The sequence below is a fragment of the uncultured Lactobacillus sp. genome (genome assembly GCF_948948975.1).
Classification (GTDB): Bacteria; Bacillota; Bacilli; order Lactobacillales; family Lactobacillaceae; genus Lactobacillus.
The window spans coordinates 33,785-55,146 of sequence record NZ_CARBVX010000014.1; the positions used below are offsets into that span (position 1 = coordinate 33,785).

Genomic DNA, 21,362 nt, shown 5'->3' on the forward strand with positions numbered 1-21,362 from the left:
TTAATTATTTATTTTTCAAATTTTAGTCAACAGCTTTAGCAATTGCAGTATTAACAGCAGCCTGTTCTTTCTTAACTAAGTTAACTTTAGTTTCAATTACCTTAGTATCCATCTTAATTTCACGAGTTAAGCCTGGAGTATTGATCTTTGGTTCAAAGAAGTCTTTGAATTGATTCAATCTTTCTTCAGTATGGAAAATATTTGCAGTTACAGTAATAAAGGTTGCAAATTCCATATCTCCACCTACAGTTGCTTCAAGCCATGGCCATTCTAATCTAATCCAGTTCCAAGCTTGTTCTTGACCAAATGGATTAGCTAAAACATTACGGTACCATGCACGTAAGTCTTGTGGCTTAATAATTTCAGAATTTTCAAAGTCATCAACAATTGCATCAATGATTTCAGGCATTTTAGTTGAAGTGATACCGGCACATAAGTCTTGCTTCAAACTTGCGTCAGAAGTTTCTTGATACTTCTTAAGAAGTTTATCAAATAGAGTCATGTTACCAAAGTTCTTAACTTCGTTAACCAAAACAGCACTTCTAATATCAGCTGAAATACCTTCTAGATTATCAGAATTTTCTGAATAAATAGTATGTAGACCATTAATTGTCTCATCATTATCAGCATATAGGGAAGCTGCAACAACATATGGTCTAGTTAAGTTATCGTCATTAGATTCACCAGCTTTTGGAAGTAATCCTAGACGCTTAACTTGTTTTTCAGAAAGTAAATTATAAAGCTTCTTTAGGTCTTTTTCTTCCTTAGAATCTGGAGTTACAAAATTACGTAAAGTAGTCATAATTCTGTATAAAGCATTGTTTACAATTGGTGAAGTAGAATCTGCAAACTTAGGAAGAAGTGGAACAATGTCTGCATAAGACATTTGACCGCCTTCAGCTAATAATCTGAAGTCTTGTAATAATTGTAATTTATCAACCGCATCTAATTCATCAATGTGGCTCAAAATATCATCAAGTAAGGTCTTATCATATTTAACAATGAAGTCTGAATTGTTGCCTACATTTAAACGGAATGGAACACCGTTGTCAGCAATTAAATCAGCATAGTCACCAACAACTAATTTTTCATCCTTCATAATCTTTGGAACAGCGGCATAGTTTGAATTTAGTGGAATTTGCCACTTACGTCCTACTTCCTTACCTTCACCGATAAAGAATTGTTTTTGGGTTAAAACTAACTTACCATCTTCAACTTTTGCGTTTACTACTGGGTAACCTGGTTGTTCAAGCCAAGAATGCATAATCGCACCAATGTCTAAGCCACTTGCTTCTCCAAGAGCCTTCCATAAGTCATCCCCAGTTGCATTGCCATATTTATGAGCAGCAAAGTAGTTCTTCAAGCCTTCACGAAGAGCTTCATCTCCAAGTAAGGCACGAACCATTACTAACATTCTTGATCCCTTTGCATAAACAATAGCTGAGTCAAATAAGGCATCAATTTCAGCTGGATCATTAACCATAACATGAACAGATTGAACACCGTCTGTTGCATCCCTTTGGAGAGCTGCTGGAACTTCTGAAGTTTGGAACATTTCCCAAATTTTCCAATTTGGTTCTAAGGCATCAATAGCCACATATTCCATCATATTAGCAAAACTTTCGTTAAGCCATAGATTATCCCACCACTTCATAGTTACTAAGTCTCCAAACCATTGGTGAGCTAATTCATGGGCAATAACTGTAGCAACTAATTGCTTCATTTCTAATGAAGTATTGTCAGGATCAAGTAATAAGTATGCTTCACGATAAGTTACACAACCCCAGTTTTCCATCGCACCAGCTGAAAAGTCGGGAAGTGCTACTTGATATGAATGCTCTAATGGATATGGAGTTTCATAGAAATCTTCAAAGAATTCAATTGAACGCTTTGCAATGTCTAAGGCAAAATCTAATTCTTTTGCTTGGTGAGCTCTTGTAGCAAAAACACCAATTTCAACGCCAGATTTTGTCTTAGTCAATTTTCTTTGCATATCACCGAAGACAAAAGCAACCAAATAACTAGACATACGTAGAGTTGGTTTAAAGTAGTGAACACCATCTTTAAGCTTCTCTTCTGGTTGGTTAGAAATAATACTTTCACCGGGTTTTTCATCAAACTTAATTGCAAGTGCAAAAGTAGCTTTTGCTTCTGGTTCATCAACACATGGGAAGGCTTGACGAGCAAAGGTGGTTTCAAATTGTGTACCAATTAATTGCTTCTTTTCACCATCAACTTCGTAGTAAGAAGGATAAATTCCCATCATTGTATCAGTCAACTTACCTTCGAAGTCAACTTCAATTTTCATCTTACCTACTTTTCCAGCTTCAATATTAATTACTTCATCTTTATCGTTGTAATTAAAATCAGCCTTCTTTTGATCTACTCTAACAGAGGTAATCTTTAAGTACTTTTGATTTAGTTTAACTAATTCTTCTTGTGCTTCACCGATTACAACAGTCTTACCATGAAATCTCTTCTTTTCACGACTAATATCTAAATAGATATCATAATGTTCCGGATGGAAAGTTTCATAAAAGCGTTTAACTTCTGCCATATTTGGACCTCCAATATTTTAACTTCTCAACTATTTATTATAAGAAATTAAAATCCTACTTACCAGTTTTTGAATTAAAAACAATTTAGTTCTCTTTATTAAAATCTAAATAATAAATAACACATATAATTCATTTCAGGAGAAAAGTTGTGAAAAACGTCTATAAGCTTCTAGTTGCACTTATATTAGCCATAAACGCAGTTTTCATTTATACTCATACAGTTAATTTTGATCAGCCAACTTTTGCTTCAATAGGTTCTACTGGCGGAGAATCAAGAAGAAGGCATCATTCTTTTTCGGGAGGCGAAGAATCAAGAAATCATCATTCTTCTTCAAGTACTGGTCACAGATGGCACCGTTCCTATTCTCCCTTTACTTTTACTAGTCTACTAATAGCATTTATTCTAGTACCAGTATATGTCTTGTTTATGTTTCTCCTCTCTACTGTCTATAACCGTGTGGATTGCTTTTTAAGTAGATTTTTTCTAGCTTGTCATTTAAAGTATCAATACAATACTAAATATCTATTTAAGCTAGGTTTTCATACAACAAAGCATCGCACTTCAATAAGTGATCATATTTTTCCTCTATTCAATCCTAATATTAAATTAAGCAAATTTAGGTGGCATTTAAGTCTTCCTAAGCTCAACTACACGTCTAGTACAATTACTGGATTAGACGATAATTTGATCGAAGTTTATCGCCAAACCCATTATCTTTACAATCAAATTTTAAGAAATCGCTCTGTCAACCATTACTATTCTCTTAGAGCTCTAAAGAAGTATTTGGATCACCGATTCTATAAAGCCCTGAAAAAGAAAATAAAGCTTAAAGTTTCTAAAAACACAATTGGTGAAACCATTATCGAACAGGTAAAAATATCAAAATACGTCAAATTTGACAATGAGTTGATTCTTGCCCAACTAGATATCATTGGTCACGTTAAAAAAGTTCAGGTTAAGGAAAATTTTCAAAATAGCTTTATTCGTAATAAATGGACTGATTATGTAATTTTTGGAAAGAATAAATCTGGTCATTATCAAATTATTAACCTAGTTTATGATCAGACTTCTTCTTCAAATAAAAATTCTCGAAAGAAATTTACTCAAAATAAAGTTTAAAAAGTTTTAATTTGAAAAGGGGAAAAATATACGTGAAAAAAATAATAAAAATTGGGATACTAGTTCTTCTTTTGTTTTCTGGAACTAATTTCATATCTAATCATACTGATCTGCCTAAAGTAACATATGCTTCTATGGGTTCTACTGGTGGAGGCGGATCTTCCGGCGGTGGAGGATCTTCATCGGGTGGCGGCAGCAGCTCGTCTTCTTCTAGTGGGCCGGATACTGATAGTCCTGGTCCACTTTCTCTCTACGTTTTTATTATCATTGGTGGCATATATTTATTAGTATCATTAGGAAACTTACTTAGCTATCAAAGAGATTATAATAAACTCGCTAAACATCTTTATAAAGACTATGATTCACTATTTTTAGTAAAGCTAGGCTCTGTTAGCTACAATCATGATTCTCCGGCCGATGTTGGATTAAAGCTATTTAGTCCTAACCTAACAATTAAAGAATTTCAATCTTTGTTAAATAGGTTACAGATAAAACTATCTTCGGATAACATAGATACACTGGATAAAAGTTTCATTGATATTTATATTCGAGCTCAATATCTTTATAGTCAACTTCTAAGAGAAAAATATGTTAATAAAAATTATAAATTAGATAGCTTGAAACAGTATTTAGATGATTCTTACTATAAAACTATGGTTAGAGAAATTAAATTTAAAGTTTCTCAAGGAACAATTGATGAAACCGTTGTTGACGAAGCCAAAATTTCAAAATATGCAAAACTAGATAAAAACTTAATTCTTGTTAAATTAGATGTCCGTGGTCAAGATAAAGAAATTCAGTTTAACAAAGACTTTGAAGATAGTTTTTCTCGTAATAAATGGAGTGATTATGTAATTTTTGGTAAAAATACTGATGACCAATATAAAATTTTGGCCTTAGTTTATGGTGAACATTTCCACTTAAATGGAACAGACTTTAATCATCAAGAAGGCTTAAATAAAGATACCTATAAAGAAAAGAAAATCTAATTAAGCGCTGCAATTTTTTGCAGCGTTTTTAATTCTTCTTTTATTCAATTAAAACTAGTAAAATAAAAATTAAGAGAAAATGTAAAAAAGGAGTGTTCTATTAAATGAAATATAATCAATATGGTTACCTAAAAACAAATTTCGACCAAATGGTTAAAGAACTACAATCTATTAACTTCTTACCTAATGATTGGAAAGAAAATAGTTTTTCTGGCCTTTTAGCAACGCTAATTAAAAACTCCGTTGCCGAAGCCAAAACTTATGGTGCAAAAGAAGCTAAATTAGCAGAGTTTGCAGTTAGTGATCATAAAAATTTAAAAGATTTTTTAGCTGAAAATCCTAATTCAATTTCACGTAACCAATTTTATAATATTGCTTTGCAATTACTCGGCTATCATGTTGGCTATGACTATGACTTAAATGATCCACTAGCACGAATGAGGTCTAATGCCCTTCCTTATACTGATCAAGAAGAAATTGATCGTAATGAATTAGTTAAAGTTTTCTACCGCCTACTTAACACTCGAGCTAAAAATGGCCAAACTTTCATTGATAATATGGCTGGTAAAGGTTACTTCACCCAGTTTTATGGTAATAATAAATTTATGTACTTTAATGGTAAGTCACTCCCAGTTTTTGATATGAGTAAGGTTATTCGTGAAGTGGTTTATGTTGAAAGTGATCTTGATACTGATGAAGATGGCAAACCTGATTTACTTCAAGTCACTGTCTTTCGTCCTTATCAATCAAACAACTTTAAGTTCCCTGCTCTCTATACAGCAGATCCATACTTCGGAGGAATTATTGCTAATGAAAAGCGAAACCACAATGTAGATATCAATCTAGAAGATGCTACTAAGAGCCCTTACCCTAAGTATGAGGCAATGCCTAAGGCTAAAGCTCAAAAGCCAGCTAGTGAAGATCAAGCTGCTACAGAAGGAGCAGTACACAAAGCAGCCTATTCGCTAAATGAATACTTATTAGCACGTGGATTTGCCAATGTTTATGCTGGTGCAATTGGGACACGTGGTTCCGACGGTTTAAGAATTACTGGCGCACCAGAAGAAACTGAAAGTGCTAAAGAAATCATTGAATGGCTTCATGGTGACCGAATTGCATATACTGACAGAACTAGAAAACATGAAACAAAGGCTTCATGGTGTAATGGAAATATCGGAATGACTGGTCGTTCATACCTTGGCACTCTTCAAATTGCAATTGCTACTACAGGGGTAAAAGGACTTAAAACTGTAGTTTCTGAAGCTGCAATTTCTTCTTGGTATGATTACTACCGCGAACATGGCTTAGTCATTGCTCCAGAAGCTTGCCAAGGGGAAGACTTAGATATGCTGGCTGAAACTTGCCAGTCTAATCTTTGGGATGCAGGTGACTATCTAAAAATCAAACCTAAATATGATGCAATGCAAAAGCGTCTTTTAGAAAAATCAGACCGTGAAACTGGCCAATATTCTGACTTTTGGGAGGCTAGAAATTATCGTCACCACACTGATAATATTAAATGTTCTTGGATTTCAGTTCATGGTCTTAATGACTGGAATGTTAAGCCTAAGAATGTTTATAAAATTTGGCAAAAAGTTTCTAAATTACCAATCGCACATAAACTATTCTTACACCAAGGTCCTCACTACAACATGAATAACCTTCTTTCCATTGACTTTTCGGATTTAATGAACCTCTGGTTCTGTCATGAATTGTTAGGCATTAAAAATAATGCTTACAAACAATGGAAAGATGTAATGATTCAAGATAATTTACAACCAGATATCTGGCATGAAGAACCAACTTGGAATAATGAATTAGGTAAAAAAGAAATTTACTTCCCAGATAAGAGTGGCAGCCTCTTAAAAGATGGCGGAGAAGACAATGATAAAGTTTCATTTACCGACCAAGGCGGAAAGATCTTTAAAGAAGCTAAGATTTCTGAAGAAAAATGGCAGTACGACTTCATTTCCGGAGAAGAAAAATGGCTTGATCAACAATTGCGCTTTGTAACTGACGAATTCATTCATACCGTTACAGTGGTTGGTCGTCCTAAGATTAAAATGAGTGTCTCTACATCTCTTCCTAAAGGACAAATTTCTGTAGCTCTAGTTGATTTAGGTACTAGAAAACGTCTCACTCCAATTCCTAAGTCATTTAATGATCAAATTCAAGAATTGGGCTATCGTTTCGGGACTGAAGTAATGAAGGAATTCGTTCCTGATAAAGAAACTAAGGCTAAATTAATTACTAAAGGTCATATGAATGTTCAAAACTATGCAGATATGAAACATGCAGAAAAAGTTGAACCTGGTAAATTCTATGACTTGGAGTTTGAATTGCAGCCTACCTTCTATCGCTTGCCAGCGGGTGCACGATTAGGTTTAATTATTTACTCAACTGATCAAGGAATGACCAAGCGTCCACTAGAAGAAGAAACTTATACTATTGATTTAGATAAGACACAATTGATTTTTCATGAGATGTAATGACTATTGATACTAATACTGAGCCTCCACTTAAAGAAAGGAGAGAGACAATATGGAAACTTCAAGCTCAACAATGTATTGGATATTATTTTAAATAATAATATTTTAAAATTTACAGTATGCAAAAAGCAGCTAGTCTTCTAAAAAGAAAACTAACTGCTTTTATTATTAGCTAATTTAATAACTCAAATTACTAACTAGTATTAATTAGTTAAAAAACAGCTTTCCTATATTTCCTGCAATGGATTGAAACTGACTCATTACTTGATTTTTAACAATTAACCAAGCTAGACCAACTGCAACTAATACAATAATTACATAAATAATTTCGCCCCAAAAATAATCTCGATTACTTTTTCCATTTTCATGAATAGCAGCTGCTCCCGCTAGTAAAAATACAACTGCAACAAAGGTACATAAAATACTAATAACAGAAATTAAACCTTTATAATCAATAAAACTAAGCAGGGAAAGAGCTAGCACAATAATTGCATTAATATTGCTTAATTGAACAATCTTATTTATATATTCAAAAAATGAAATATTGTAATTACTTTCGTATATAAACTTATGAGCAAAATAGGAACCAATAACTATTCCTGCTCCTAAAATTAAAACAGCTAAAAATAAATCCATAGTAACAGCATGAAAAATGCTATTAAAATTATTTGAAAATTGTTCGTTGTTTGAAGAAAGATTTATACCTGAGAGTTGAACAATCATTTTCTTAATTCCAAAACCAGTTGCCCATGCAAAAAGTATCATCTCTAATAATAAGGTGACAACTCCATACCATTTTTCACCTTTTTGACCTTTACTTGGAGTTTTCCAAGAACTTACGAACCAATTCCATAAGGAATCTTTATCAAAATTTTTAACAGCTTCTGTAACTTTGGATATTGTTTGATTTTGCTGTCTTGTATTTGGTTCTGTTGTAGTTTTTTCTCCTACTTTTTGAGCTCCAACGTTTTTATTTTTTGCTTCTAGATCAACTTGATTACTTTCTGGAGAAACATTTCGGATATCAGTTCCACAAACAGTACAAAAATTTACATCATTTTCCATTTGAGAACCGCAATTTGGACATTTTTTCATAATAACTCCACACTTTCTTAGTTTTTAATCTGATTTCCAAAATAATACATTATATTTTATGCATATTACTTATTTAGTCATCGTCACTACTTTCACTATCAGTTGTTGAAATTTTGCGATCTTTGACTAATTTTCCTGTTCCAATGTACTTAATCTTTGTTGCTGAATCATCTTGAGTCAAAAGAGCATCGGTATATCGCATCACTTGGAATCGTTTATAATCGTCATGTTCAAAAGTCCATGTTACTGTATATCTAATTTTTGACAAATTGTTACTATATGGAACTATTGACTGAACGTTTACTTTCGATCCAATATTCGTTATATCATCTTGGTCTTTATAACTATCAATCATTTTCTTCATTTCTTGATAACTATCGTTACCAGCTCCATCAACAAATTGATCTTCATCGGGACTATCAAAAGCTGAGTCTAAAATACTCTCGGCCTCATCTTTACTTACTAATCCCTTCCACTCTGGTTCAATGACATATTGTCCGTCTTTATAGCTGACAATATCGGTATTATTACCAGCGTAATCTAACTCTTGAGATAAATCTTTTATTTTTTCTGATTGAATAGTTTTACCGTTAACTTCGTTCCGAACAAAAAGATTCATACTCTCTGTAATTGGGTATTCTTTTAATTGTAATCTCCCTTTATTATCCAACGTTCCAATTTTTTTATTATTAATATATACAACACTATTTGGAAGACTATGAATTTCTAAAGTAGCTGTTTTAATATTTAAATTAATGCTGCTGTCAGACCAAATATCATTCTGTGATATAGTAGATAATTTTCTTCCTTGAACAGTTGAATTTATAGAAAAATTATACTTACCAGGTAAGATGGGCTGTAATTTCTTCACGTAATCATTACCACTACGATGAAGTTTACCTATACTTTCGTTATTCATCCTTACTACTGAATTTGAATGGTTCGTTCGCACAGTCGGTGTAAAGGATGGAACTCTAAGAGTATACTTAGGGAAAATCAAGAAATACCGTCCTGATTGAACAAAATTCACTCCATACATATCTGTCTGATGTTCAAATTGTAATATTAAATTATTAGCAGCAGTTTTATGTTCATTGTAGTAGCTTTGAAGTGGTTTAACACTCTGATCGGTTATCTTAATATCTGGATCCGTAGAACTAATATATTTTCCAGCATTTTTATCTGGATTCTTTATAGCTAATACAATTCTCCTTAGTTGATTACTTTCAGCATAGTAATTAGAGCCCCATATATAAAAGCCGCCAAAAAAGATTACAAGTATTCCTATAAAACTAAAAATTATTTTCTTTTTTTTACTTATTGGCTTTTTTTTCTTTTTTTGAACTTGAGCACGTGTTTCCTTAACATGCTGCGATGTAGCATATGATGAAGAAATATTATTGGATGATGCATTACTTGACTTTTTTAGTTTATGGCCACAATTTGGACAAAAATCTACATCTTTTTTTATTTCTTTACCACAATTTGGACAAAATTTTTTCATGTCTTCCCCCTCTTAAAAATACTTAATCAAAGTAAACTTGATTATTCCCAATAGTATTTTTACTAAAATTTAAAACATACTCTTCTAATAAAACATAAGAATAAAAAAATGTACATACTTTATCTGCATATTTACCACTCCTAAATTAAAAACTACAAAAAAGCAGCTAGTCTTCAAAAAACGAAAACTAACTGCTTTTTCTTATTTTGCTAATTTAAAAATTACTGTAAAGATAATCATATCATCTTTATGACTAACATGAATTTTCCCATGAAATGTGTGAACAATCTCTTGTGCCATTGCTAATCCAATTCCAAATCCTGATTGCTTTGAATTATGTGATTCATCTTCACGATAGAATCGCTCAAAGAAATGCGAATAATCTTTTCCTTTTCCATCCTTATAAGTATTAGCAACCTTTAAGATAGCATTTGTTCCTAACTTCCCTTTAGTTAAAGTTACGAGCACTTTTCCATCTTTATCACAATATTTACGTGCATTATCTAGTAAGATATTAATTAATTCACTTAAAACATTTGTCTCTGCTTTAACATATAGATCTGGCATAATCATTCCGCTATATTTAAGATGATTTTTTTGCATTACGGACTTAAAGCTATTGACATTCTTTTTAACAATTTTAGAAAAATTCACTTTATTTAGGACTACTTCACCGGTTTCGCCAGTCCGAGCTAGTGCAATTAAGCGATTAATTAACCTTGTTAGTCGGTCAACTTGTTCTTTGGTACTTTTATTCCATTCCGAATTATTACCTAGCATTTCTTCCATTTCGGTATTAGCAGAAATAATTGCCAAAGGAGTTTTTAATTCATGGCCAGCATTGGTAATAAACTCACGTTGTTTATGATATGTTGTAATAATTGGACCGATCGCCTTTTTAGAAACCAAAATTAATACCAAGGCAAAAACAATCAAAGCCCCAATTCCTAAAACAATCGATACCCTAACTAGGAGAGAAAAACGATGATAAATCAGCGATTCATTTAAATAAACAATAAACTTACGACCAGTCTGATTTTTTCCAACACGGTAAGCATACTGATTATTCCCAATTGTCACTACTCCATCTGTTGTCTTATCCTTAAAAATTCTCTTACTTGTACTAAGAATTTCAGATGGTCCAACATCATAAACATTATCATCATTGACTATCCGTGGATTACTCTGCGGAGTCTCGGCAACAGTGAAATAACGATATTGAAAAACTGCCTCTGGATTATATTCACCTGCCAAAAAATTCTTATTAATTGGATCTTTTTGATTACCAAAGACTGGCTTAACATTCCGCGGGGTTAATTGTCCTTGATTGTTCACCAAGGCTGTTAAAACTCGATCCACTTCATTATGACTTTGCGTATAGCTAACTCCTAATAAAGCACCTAAGGTAATTATGAGTACTATAAACAAGGCCGTAATCGACATTCCAATAAATTTCCACCGAAAGTTTTGGATCATTTTAGCTCACCTACCTAATTAAGGAAAAACTACCACCTTTTTCACCGACAATCTGAACTGAGCTTTGAATCGACTGCAACTTTTGTCTTAAGTAAGAAATATAAATCCAGACTACATCCTCACTAGCTTCCTCATCCTCTTTCCAAACATGTGCTAGTAAATCTGAAGTTGAAAATTCTTTTCCTTCATTAAGCATCAAGTAATTCAAAAGTTGTGTTTCTTTACTTCCTAAACGAATAGAATTATGACTGACTAACTCTTGTTCAGCAACATTTAAAGCGAGATCTCCGACTTCAACCTCATTAGGTGTATATTGATCGTCACGTCGCTCTTTTGAACGTAAACGTGCTAGCAGCTCTTTTAGTGAGAATGGCTTAGTTAAATAGTCATCTGCTCCGCTATCTAAACCAGTTACTCGATCATCAACTTCTGCTTTTGCAGTTAACATTAAAACATAAGTCTTATCCCCACTCTTGCGAATCTCTTTGAGGGCAGTAATTCCATCCATGACCGGCATCATAATATCTAATATGATAACGTCATATGAATTTTTTTTAGCAAGTTCAACTGCATCCCGACCATTAAAAACAGGGTCGACCTCATAATTGACACTCTGCATTGCTGCTACTAAAACACGAGACAGTTGTTCTTCATCTTCTGCAAGCAAAATTTTCATTAAGTTAATCTTCCTCTCTAATTAAATGGCGCAAAGTCTGCATACTTACATCACAAGAAGCTAATTCATCAGCCACTCGCTTCAACTCTTTACCAATCATTTCGGGATTCTTTATCTTATGCTTATACTTCATTTCATGCTCTAAACTAGCCCAAGTATCCATCGCTATCGTTCTAAGTTGTACTTCAACATAGTAGTGGCCCGGGGTGTTTCCTACAATATCTTCTTCGGGTCTTTTAACATCTAAAATCATATGATAAGAACGATACCCATTTGGTTTAGCATTTGTAATGTAATCTTTTTGCTTGACGATTTCTACGTCGTCCCATTCCTTAATTAAATCGATACAGGTATAAATGTCATCAATAAAATTGCAAACCACACGAATTCCTACACTATCTCGATTTTCTTTTAGAGCTGATTCTGGAGTCACTGGCAATTCTTTTCGTTGACATTTTTCAATCATACTTTCTGGCCGCTTAACTCGGCCAATCAAGTGTTCATATAGGCTATCGCCGGTCTTTTCCTGATGAAGTTGATTTTCTTTCCTAAAGTACTCCAACATTTGGTTAAGTAAACTATCTAAAACTGGACTATAACCACCATAAATATCCATACTAATCCCTCTTTATTGATTTACTAATATTATAGCAGGAGAGATTTTTTAATAACTATAATACTGTTAATTTAAAGAATTTTTGCTTTTTATTAGAAAAACTAAAAAAGTAAGATTCCATATTAATAAGCAGATCATAACTCCTAAAATAGAATTTTTAACTAACCATAAAATTAAAGATCCAATAATAAAGTGCAATAGTAAATAAAATTAACTCATATGAACTATTTTATTCAATTGAATCTCTCTCAAACTTAACTAGTTTCTATCTTGCCTTATTCATAAAAAAATCAAAAATGCCCTTAGTCGTTATGCGACTAAGAGCAAATTGATAACTTAATTTTCTAATTCTACGTATGTTTTCACACTCTGTGATACTGTTTGATAAACAGTTGAAACGTGTAGAGTATGAGCTAAAAAGTCTTGTTTTTCTTCTTGAGACATAGAACTTTCAAAAGAAATCGTAATTAACATTTCACTCACAACTGACTTTCCATGACCGAGTTTAGTAGTAATTGCCTGATTTGTCACTTTAAAGTTCTTTACATCTAAATGATGTACATTTGCAATCATCCCTGCAGAAATTGAAATACAAGAGTTAACAGCACCAGCTAAATATTCTACTGGATTCGGGGCAACATTTTTACCACTTGCTGATTCATCAGCCATGAATTTATTTTTCTTTGTTCGATTTTCAATTTGCCAAGGAGTGTCAGTTAATTCACTTTTTACTGTATATTTTGTCATTTTTTCTCTTTTCTAAACTAATCCATGTTTTACCAAATAATCATGAGCTACTTTAGCAGGTTTCTCATGCTTAACATTAACTTGATAATTCATTTGCTGCATCTCTTCAGTAGTAATTTTACCGGCCAATTCATTTAAAGCCTTTACAATTTGAGGATTTCTCTCTGCAAATTTTGCCCTCATTAAGGGAGCTCCCTGATATGGTGGGAAGAATTTCTTATCATCATCTAGCATCACTAAATTATACTTCTTAATTTCTGCATCTGTTGTATAGCCATCAACAACATTAGCTTGATTATTAGCAATAGCATGATAGCGAATGCTCGATTCAGTACTCTTAATTGAAGCAAAATCTAATTTATAAATTTTCTTTAGACCTGGATAACCATCTTTTAATGAAGTGAAGTCCGGATCAAAGGCTGCATGTACTTTTTTATTTACACGATTTAAGTCACTCATCTTGGTCAAGTGATTGTCTTTAGCAAATTTTTGTGTTGTAGCTAAAGCATAACCATTCTGGTAAGCCATCGGCTTCAGATATTCCATATCAAATTGTTTCTTTAAATCGCTTCTAGCTTCTACATAGACCTGATTTGGATCATTCCCGGTCTTTTTACCAGTTTTGACTAAAGTTTGTAAAACTGTACCTGTAAATTCAGGGTAAATATCAATCTTATCCGTTTGAAGAGCTTTGAATAAAAATGTGGTTCCACCAAAGTTAGGTTTTAAAACCACCTTAGTATTAGGATCATTCTTTTCGATTAGGTCCTTATACATATTAATCAAAATAGCCGGTTCGGATCCCATTTTTCCAGCAATGGTAATCGTCTGTTTCGGTTCAGCAACATTTTTAGAAGTATTAGCATAATGGTTATACAGACTACTTCCACCCCAAATTACTAAGGCTAAGGCAATTAATGCACTTCCTACTTTTAGACGTTTATTACTTTTTGAAATGAATTTTAAAACGCCACTAAATATTAGAGCAAGCAATGCAGATAAAATTGCTCCCATTAAGACTTCAGTATTATTGTTTGAATTAATCCCAACGTAGATATAAGTTCCTAAGCCTCCGCCACCAATTAAAGCAGCTAAAGTAGCTGTACCAATAATCATAACTAGAGCGATCCGAATTCCGGCTACTATCATCGGCATGGCCATTGGAATTTCTAGTCGCTGCAATTTTTTCCATTTAGTTAACCCAAAAGCAGTAGCGGCTTCTTCTAGATTTTCGGGTATTTCCGTTAATCCTGAATAAGTATTTTGAAATATCGGCATAATTGCATATAAAACTAATGCAATGACTGCTGGCACGGTTCCTATTCCGACAAATGGCAGCAGTAAACCTAAAACTGCCAAACTAGGAATTGTTTGAATAATTCCCGCTATTTGAAGTGTAAATTCAGCAGCTTTTTTGTGACCTTTCAAAATAAAAGCCAGCGGAATTGCAATTGCCATTGCAATCAGCAACGCAATCAGAGAAATCTTAATATGAACAAGCGTGGTAGCCCAAATTTGTTCATGTTCAGTTAATAACATCTGCCATAGTGATTTAATCATGTCCAGCCACCCACTTTAAAAAGAAATTCCAAACTCTTTTTGGCTCAATTAAAAATTCTCCAAACCTGGTCTCTGCAACAAACAGAGTATCAGGATGGTTAGAACAATCTTTAATTAAATCCTCTACGCTATCGACATGATATCGAACAAGTGTATCCACTTTAGGATAGAATCGTGGATCTACGCCCAATTCGCTCTTCAATAAAGTTTCAAGATCAAGCTTTTGATTAATTCGATTTCCTGCAAAAAATTGCTGTACAAATTTTGTAGCAGGATGTCTTAAAATTTCTCTAGGTTTGCCAACTTGCTCTAAAACGCCCTTATGCAAAACTCCAATTGTGTTTCCTAAACGAATGGCTTCTTGCATGTCATGTGTTACAAACATTACTGTCTTATTAAATTGTTCATGTAAATTAATAAGTAAGTCTTGTAGTTGTTTTTTTACGACGGGATCAAGAGCAGAAAAAGGTTCATCCATTAAAACAACCTCAGGATCAGCTGCCAAAGCTCGAATAATACCTACTCGTTGTTGTTCTCCCCCTGATAATTCACTTGGCATGCGATCACAATATAATTTTGGATCTAAATCAACTGATTTTAACAGTTCCTCCTGCTTTTTCCGCCGTTCTTTGCGATCAACACCCTCTTGCTCTAACACAATTGTAATATTTTCACCAACAGTTAAATTTGGAAACAAACTAGCAGTTTGTAATACATAACCAGTCTTTTCCCTTAGTTTACGTAAATTATATTCTTTTATTGATTTATTATTTAGAAGAATTTGTCCCTTAGTTGGTTCAATAAGCCGGTTAAACATCTTTAGCAAAGTTGTCTTCCCGCTTCCACTTGGTCCAACTAAAACAAAAATATCTCCTTTTTTCACTGTGAAAGAAACATCTTTTAAAATTTCTTGTCCATCGTATTTTTTTGAAATATTTTTATATTCAATCATTATTTTACCCTTATAAAAATAGTTATTTATATTTTCTCACTATTTATAAGAACTTGGCAAAAAGATTACATATTTTTAAGCAAAAAAATAAGACTGACAAAATAGTCAGTCTTATAGTTTCAAAGAAGTCTCATTATTTCTTCTTAGAGTTTTTATCTTCTTTTTGTAACTTTTGAGCCATGTTAATAATGTACTCACGTAAATCATCTTTAATTTGAGGGTGAGATAAACCGTATTCAATTGATGTTTCAAGGTAACCTTCCTTGTTACCAACATCATGACGTTCACCATTAAATACATGAGCAAATACTCGTTGAGTCTTGTTCATAGTATCAATTGCGTCAGTTAATTGAATTTCGCCACCACGACCAGGTTTTTGATGTGCTAAAATATCAAAAATTTCTGGAGTTAACAAGTAACGACCAATAATTGCGTAGTCACTAGGTGCCTTTTCAACGTCTGGCTTTTCAACAAAGGCCTTAACGTTAATTAAATCAGGTTCAATTTCACTATCTGGATCAATAACACCATACTTAGAAACTTCTTCATGTGGTACGGGCATAACAGCAATAGTTGATGCATGAGTCTTATCATAACGATCAATCAATTGTTTAGTTAGTGGCACATTATCTTCCATCAAGTCGTCACCAAGCATAACAGCAAATGGTTCATCCCCAACGAAGCTACGAGCTCTTAAAATCGCATCCCCTAAACCAGCTGGGTGTGGTTGACGAGTGTAGTAAAGGTTAACACCTAAGTTAGTAATTGATTGGGTTAAGTGTAAAAGATCAGTCTTACCCTTTTCTTCCAAATCTTGTTCTAGTTCTGGATTAGCATCAAAGTGATCTTCGATAGAACGCTTGTTTTTACCAGTAACAATCAAGATATCCTCAATTCCAGACTTTTTAGCTTCTTCTACAATAAATTGAATTGTTGGCTTATCAACAATAGGCACCATTTCCTTAGGCATAGCCTTAGTGGCAGGTAAAAATCTAGTACCTAATCCGGCTGCTGGAATAACTGCTTTTCTTACTTTCATTTTATTCTCCTCACAAAATAAGCTTTCCTTAGTGTATTTTACCAAACTTCTAGAAACTTATTTAGCCAATTTACTATTTTTTCTAAAAATTCTCAAAATCGGGCTACGACTGTATTCAATTTTTCTACCTTTTAATTCATCCCCTGTCGCATTAATACAAATGCCTAATAAGAGTAAGAATGAACCAACATTTAGCCATAACATAAAGATTATGAAAGAACCAACAATTCCATAGTTTTGCCAACGCGTACCAAATTGTCTTAAATATAAACCAAAGAAATAAGACAAGGCGCTCCAGCTTACTACAGTAAACCATACTCCTGGCCAAACAATTCGTTTCTGGACAGTAATATTAGGAATGACATAGTTAATATATAAATTTATAATAACCGTCATTAAGATTATAATCGGCCAGCGATAATTTTCCAATTTATATACCCACCATAATGATAAATTAAAAATTGGAGCTAAAAACTCCATGATTTGTCTACCAAAGGTAAAAACAAAAATCATTATTGAAAAGCCAACTACTAAAATTACTGAAAGGGCAAAACTAAAGGTTCGGGCAAGTAGATAGTTCCACCATGACTTACCTTTTTCTTTTTTATCAACACCATAAATCTTATTTGCTGCTAAGCGAATTGAATTAACTAAACAACTTAAAGACCAAATAGCAATTACAATACCAAGAGAAATAAAACCACTTGAATGCTTTTTCAATAAAGCATTAATAATTGGCATAATTAGACTAGAAACTTGAGATGGAAAAATTAATTCAAGATAGCGAGCAATTGGCTTTGTATCAATACTAAATAGAGGTAAGACATTTCCAATAATAATGATGATTGGAAAAATACTTAATAGCACATAATACGCAATAATAATTGAAGTCTGATTGATCTCGCCTTGGCTAATATATTTAGATAATAATTGAAAAAATTCTGTTATACGGCTTTTAGTCTGATTGAGAAAAGAATTCATAAATTTTACTATCTGCTTTTAATCTTCATCTAAAAAGTGAGGAAGATATTTTTCGTAGCCATCATATGGCTTTTGTAAAGTTAAAATCTTTGGTCCATCTGGAGTAATTGCAAAAGTATGTTCAAATTGAGCTGCCTTTGAACCGTCTGGAGTTGCGTAGTAAACCCAATCATCATTAGGATCTGATACAGTCTTTTGTTCAATTCTCCAGTCTCCACCAGCTTCAACCATTGGTTCAACTGTAATAGTCATTCCTTCACGCAAACGTAAACCATGACCTGCTTTGCCCCAGTGAGGAACTTCTGGATCTTCGTGAATAGATGGTTGAATACCATGACCTACAAGTTCACGTACATCACCGTAGCCATTTTCATCTTCAACATAATTTTGAATAACGCTACCGATATCACCAATACGATTTCCAACAACGGCTTGATCAATTCCCATGTACATTGCTTTCTTAGTAACGTCCATTAATTTTTGATCTTCGGCAGAAATTTTACCAACACCATAAGTAGTACATGAATCAGTTTCATAGCCATCAACATTGCAAGTAACGTCAACGCTGACCAAGTCGCCCTCTTTTAAGATCTTATCTTTTCTAGGAATCGCATGAGCAATTTCATCATTTACACTGATACAAGTGCCGTACTTATATCCTTCAAAACCTTGTTCTGAAAGACGTCCACCATGTTTTCTCATAAAATCTTGAGCAAATTCTTCAATTTCCCAAGTGGAAATTCCAGGTTTAATAACTTCGCGTAAACCTTCAAACATTGCTGCTAAAACGCGACCAGATTTTTGCATACCTTGTAACTCGCGCTTTGATTTAATTGTTATCATTAAAAAATCTCCCTTTTAATTTATATACTCTTAGCATACCTTAAATGGGTATGATTTTGTAGTTATTAAGAAAGTCTCAACCATTCATTATAAAGCTTTTCTTAAATAATTTCTCTTACGATTTACAAACTTCTATACTTCTTTAGTATAATAAGAGAAAACGTTATAGAAAGAAGTTTTTTGCATGAAAGCACAAATTGTCTTTGCCAGCATGACTGGTAATGATGAAGATATGGCAGAAATTTTAGAAGAGAACTTACAAGATGCAGGTTTCGACGTAGAAAATATTGATGTCAGTTTTGCAGATGCTAGTTCTTATCTTGATGCTGACCTTTGCGTGATGGTTACCTACACATATGGCGAAGGTGTTATGACTGATGAATTGAAAGACTTTTATGACCAACTAGTTACACTTGACCTATCCGGCAAAAAATTTGCAGTGATGGGTTCAGGAGACAAGACCTATAAAGATCACTATTGTGAAAATGTAGATGATTTTGAAAAAGTATTTATTAAATGTGGCGCTATTGAAGCAGCAAAGCCAGTTAAGATAGAAAATGCTGTCGATGATGATGACATCGCCTTAATTGACCAAGCTACTGAAGAAATTGTCGAGGCATTTAATGGCTAAAAGTCATCATAAAAGAAAGGGACAAAAGATTACTCAAGAGCAGTTAAGAAAACTCGGGAGTAAACTCGTTGCCAGACACCGAAATTTTTATGTTTATGTTATCTTCGGTTTTCTAGCAGCCATTATCAATATTGCCTGCTTTCTTTTATTGCATAATATTTGGAAGATGCCTGTGATTTATGCCAACACAATCGCATTTATTATTTCTAATTTAGCCTCTTTTTCTTTTAATAAACATGGTGTATTCATTCAAAATGTCGATAAAAAGCATGGAGTAGTTTACCAAATTTGTTTATTCTTTATTTACCGAGTCATTAGTTTAGTCCCGGATAACTTAATTATGCTAGTTGGTATTTCTTGGCTTCATTGGAATGCATTTTTTGTAAAAATAATCGATCAAATTTTAGTAGGTATTTTCAACTATTTAACTACCAAATCAATTTTTCTTAATACTAGTGGTAAATTCGCTAAAAAATTTAAAGACTACTTTAATAAAAAGTGATCTAAAAAGGCTCCAGAAAAAAATCTGGAGCTTTTTTAGTTAAAATCAGCTGGTTTTTGATTATGTTTCTTGTCAAAATAATAAGCAATTGCATCCATAATCCGTTCAGATGCTTTCCCATCCCCATATGGGTTTTTAGCATTTGCCATTTCAGTATATGCTGTTTCATCCTCAAGTAAACGTATCATTTCAATGCGAACCTTATCTACTTCGGTTCCTACAAGCTTTAAAGTTCCAGCTGCCACTCCTTCAGGACGCTCAGTTGTATCACGTAAGACTAAAACTGGTTTTCCTAGAGAAGGAGCTTCTTCTTGGACTCCACCTGAATCGGTCATAATAAAGTAGCTTTTTTTAGCTAAATTATGAAAATCAACTACATCTAGTGGTTTAATCAAGTGAATTCGCGGATCGTCACTTAATACTTCTTTAGCTACCTTTTGTACACGTGGAGACAGATGAACGGGGTAGATAATTTCAACATCCTTATGACTATCAACTACCTGTTTCATAACTTTAAAGACACGTCGCATGGGTTCGCCTTGGTTCTCTCTGCGGTGCATGGTAACTAAAATAATCTTACTATTTGGGTTAATTTCATCAAGAACATCATGATGATACTCTTCTTTAACTGTCTGCTCCAAAGCATCAATTGCAGTATTACCTGTGACATAGATATTATCAGCGGGATGATTTTCTTTAATTAAGTTTTGTTTACTTAATTCAGTTGGTGCAAAATATATGTCAGTTAAATCATCTGTCATTTGCCGGTTCATCTCCTCTGGAAACGGAGAATACTTATTCCAGGTTCTAAGGCCAGCCTCCACATGGCCTAATTTTGTTTGTTCATAAAAAGTTGCTAAGCCAGCTGCAAAGCTAGTGGTTGTATCACCATGAACCAAAACAATATCTGGCTGCTCTTTTTTTATTACCTTAGCCATATCAAGCATTACTTTTGAAGTAATATCTTCTAATGTTTGATTTTTATGCATGATATTAAAATCATAGTCAGGTTTAATTTTAAAAATATCTAAAACTTGATCTAACATTTCACGGTGTTGAGCACTTACTACTGTTACCTCTTCAAATCGATCATCTTTTTTTAACTTCAACACTAACGGTGCCATTTTAATAGCTTCTGGTCTAGTACCGAAAACTGTCATTACTTTTATTTTATTCATAGCTCATCCCCACCTTATATTTTTTATCTTATACTATACCCCAATTAAATTTTCTTTGGTACTATTTGTTAAACTACTTTATACTTATATAGTATAAGGAAAGTGAGCAATTTATGTTTAGTTTTTTATCTTTAGCTGCAATTTTAATTACCATTATAGTCTTTTGCTTAGTTTTCCTCTTTGGAAACTCTTACCCACAAAAAACTAAGCATGTTTTAATTGGAATTATTGCAATATTACTAATTATTTTTCTCTGGATTGTTTTAGAGATTTTTATTAACCCATTAAAATATGTTTAATATGAATAAAAAAGCATTTCTTCTCATTAACTGAAGAAATGCTTTTTTCATGTATGACCCCGGTGAGATTCGAACTCACCTCTACGGTTTAGGAGACCATTGTTCTA

At 33.2% G+C, this 21,362-nt stretch carries 18 protein-coding genes; 5 read left to right on the top strand and 13 right to left on the bottom strand.

The annotated features are described in order from the left end of the window. Window positions 1-22 precede the first annotated feature (22 nt). Complete coding sequence (locus Q9R40_RS06730; RefSeq protein ID WP_300593849.1) at window positions 23-2,557, bottom strand: M1 family metallopeptidase; 2,535 nt, start codon at window positions 2,555-2,557, stop codon at window positions 23-25. Window positions 2,558-2,706: 149 nt separating this feature from the next. On the opposite strand from Q9R40_RS06730, the gene Q9R40_RS06735 reads away from it, so the two are divergent. From Q9R40_RS06735 to Q9R40_RS06745, 3 genes are all read left to right on the top strand, one after another. Further along, window positions 2,707-3,678 carry a hypothetical protein gene (locus Q9R40_RS06735; RefSeq protein ID WP_304676971.1) on the top strand — a complete coding sequence of 324 codons (972 nt, stop codon included), beginning with the start codon at window positions 2,707-2,709 and terminating at the stop codon, window positions 3,676-3,678. 32 nt (window positions 3,679-3,710) lie between these two features. Continuing rightward, window positions 3,711-4,667: a hypothetical protein gene (locus Q9R40_RS06740; RefSeq protein WP_297584354.1), complete on the top strand. Its 957-nt coding sequence runs from the start codon at window positions 3,711-3,713 to the stop codon at window positions 4,665-4,667. 104 nt (window positions 4,668-4,771) lie between these two features. Further along, on the top strand, window positions 4,772-7,156 hold the full coding sequence (locus Q9R40_RS06745; RefSeq protein ID WP_304676972.1) for a Xaa-Pro dipeptidyl-peptidase: 2,385 nt from the start codon (window positions 4,772-4,774) through the stop codon (window positions 7,154-7,156). Between the two features lie 207 nt (window positions 7,157-7,363). On the opposite strand, the gene Q9R40_RS06750 is transcribed toward Q9R40_RS06745, so the two are convergent. The 11 genes from Q9R40_RS06750 to map form a co-directional block, all read right to left on the bottom strand. Then, the gene (locus Q9R40_RS06750) at window positions 7,364-8,251 is read right to left on the bottom strand and encodes a zinc ribbon domain-containing protein (protein WP_304676973.1); all 888 of its coding nucleotides are present in this window, start codon (window positions 8,249-8,251) and stop codon (window positions 7,364-7,366) included. Window positions 8,252-8,324: 73 nt separating this feature from the next. Continuing rightward, window positions 8,325-9,755: a zinc-ribbon domain-containing protein gene (locus Q9R40_RS06755; protein ID WP_304676974.1), complete on the bottom strand. Its 1,431-nt coding sequence runs from the start codon at window positions 9,753-9,755 to the stop codon at window positions 8,325-8,327. A gap of 201 nt (window positions 9,756-9,956) precedes the next feature. Next, the gene (locus tag Q9R40_RS06760) at window positions 9,957-11,231 is read right to left on the bottom strand and encodes a cell wall metabolism sensor histidine kinase WalK (protein ID WP_304676975.1); all 1,275 of its coding nucleotides are present in this window, start codon (window positions 11,229-11,231) and stop codon (window positions 9,957-9,959) included. Window positions 11,232-11,241: 10 nt separating this feature from the next. After that, window positions 11,242-11,907 carry a response regulator transcription factor gene (locus Q9R40_RS06765; protein WP_300593864.1) on the bottom strand — a complete coding sequence of 222 codons (666 nt, stop codon included), beginning with the start codon at window positions 11,905-11,907 and terminating at the stop codon, window positions 11,242-11,244. 4 nt (window positions 11,908-11,911) lie between these two features. Then, on the bottom strand, window positions 11,912-12,523 hold the full coding sequence (locus Q9R40_RS06770) for a GTP pyrophosphokinase family protein (protein ID WP_304676976.1): 612 nt from the start codon (window positions 12,521-12,523) through the stop codon (window positions 11,912-11,914). A 336-nt stretch (window positions 12,524-12,859) separates the two neighbouring features. Next, a complete protein-coding gene (locus Q9R40_RS06775; RefSeq protein WP_172475628.1) occupies window positions 12,860-13,270 on the bottom strand; it encodes an OsmC family protein in 411 nt (136 codons plus the stop codon). A 12-nt stretch (window positions 13,271-13,282) separates the two neighbouring features. Beyond that, window positions 13,283-14,830: an ABC transporter permease/substrate-binding protein gene (locus tag Q9R40_RS06780; protein ID WP_304676977.1), complete on the bottom strand. Its 1,548-nt coding sequence runs from the start codon at window positions 14,828-14,830 to the stop codon at window positions 13,283-13,285. Further along, window positions 14,823-15,782 carry an ABC transporter ATP-binding protein gene (locus Q9R40_RS06785; RefSeq protein ID WP_297939375.1) on the bottom strand — a complete coding sequence of 320 codons (960 nt, stop codon included), beginning with the start codon at window positions 15,780-15,782 and terminating at the stop codon, window positions 14,823-14,825. Before Q9R40_RS06785 ends, Q9R40_RS06780 begins: the two co-directional genes overlap by 8 nt. Window positions 15,783-15,915: 133 nt before the next feature. Continuing rightward, on the bottom strand, window positions 15,916-16,821 hold the full coding sequence (gene galU, locus Q9R40_RS06790) for a UTP--glucose-1-phosphate uridylyltransferase GalU (protein WP_304676978.1): 906 nt from the start codon (window positions 16,819-16,821) through the stop codon (window positions 15,916-15,918). A gap of 57 nt (window positions 16,822-16,878) precedes the next feature. Then, window positions 16,879-17,802, bottom strand: a complete 924-nt coding sequence (locus tag Q9R40_RS06795; protein ID WP_297939370.1) for a YihY/virulence factor BrkB family protein — start codon at window positions 17,800-17,802, stop codon at window positions 16,879-16,881. 18 nt (window positions 17,803-17,820) lie between these two features. After that, complete coding sequence (gene map / locus Q9R40_RS06800) at window positions 17,821-18,645, bottom strand: type I methionyl aminopeptidase (protein ID WP_297939366.1); 825 nt, start codon at window positions 18,643-18,645, stop codon at window positions 17,821-17,823. A 184-nt stretch (window positions 18,646-18,829) separates the two neighbouring features. On the opposite strand from map, the gene Q9R40_RS06805 reads away from it, so the two are divergent. After that, complete coding sequence (locus Q9R40_RS06805) at window positions 18,830-19,276, top strand: flavodoxin (RefSeq protein WP_297939363.1); 447 nt, start codon at window positions 18,830-18,832, stop codon at window positions 19,274-19,276. Beyond that, window positions 19,269-19,778, top strand: coding sequence for a GtrA family protein (locus Q9R40_RS06810; protein WP_300594822.1), 510 nt, complete (start codon window positions 19,269-19,271; stop codon window positions 19,776-19,778). The genes Q9R40_RS06805 and Q9R40_RS06810 overlap by 8 nt, the downstream gene beginning before the upstream one ends. Window positions 19,779-19,813: 35 nt before the next feature. Here Q9R40_RS06810 and wecB read toward each other — a convergent pair whose 3' ends face one another. Then, entirely contained in the window at window positions 19,814-20,956 is a 1,143-nt protein-coding gene (wecB, locus tag Q9R40_RS06815; RefSeq protein WP_304676979.1) for a non-hydrolyzing UDP-N-acetylglucosamine 2-epimerase, read from the bottom strand. Window positions 20,957-21,362: the final 406 nt, after the last annotated feature.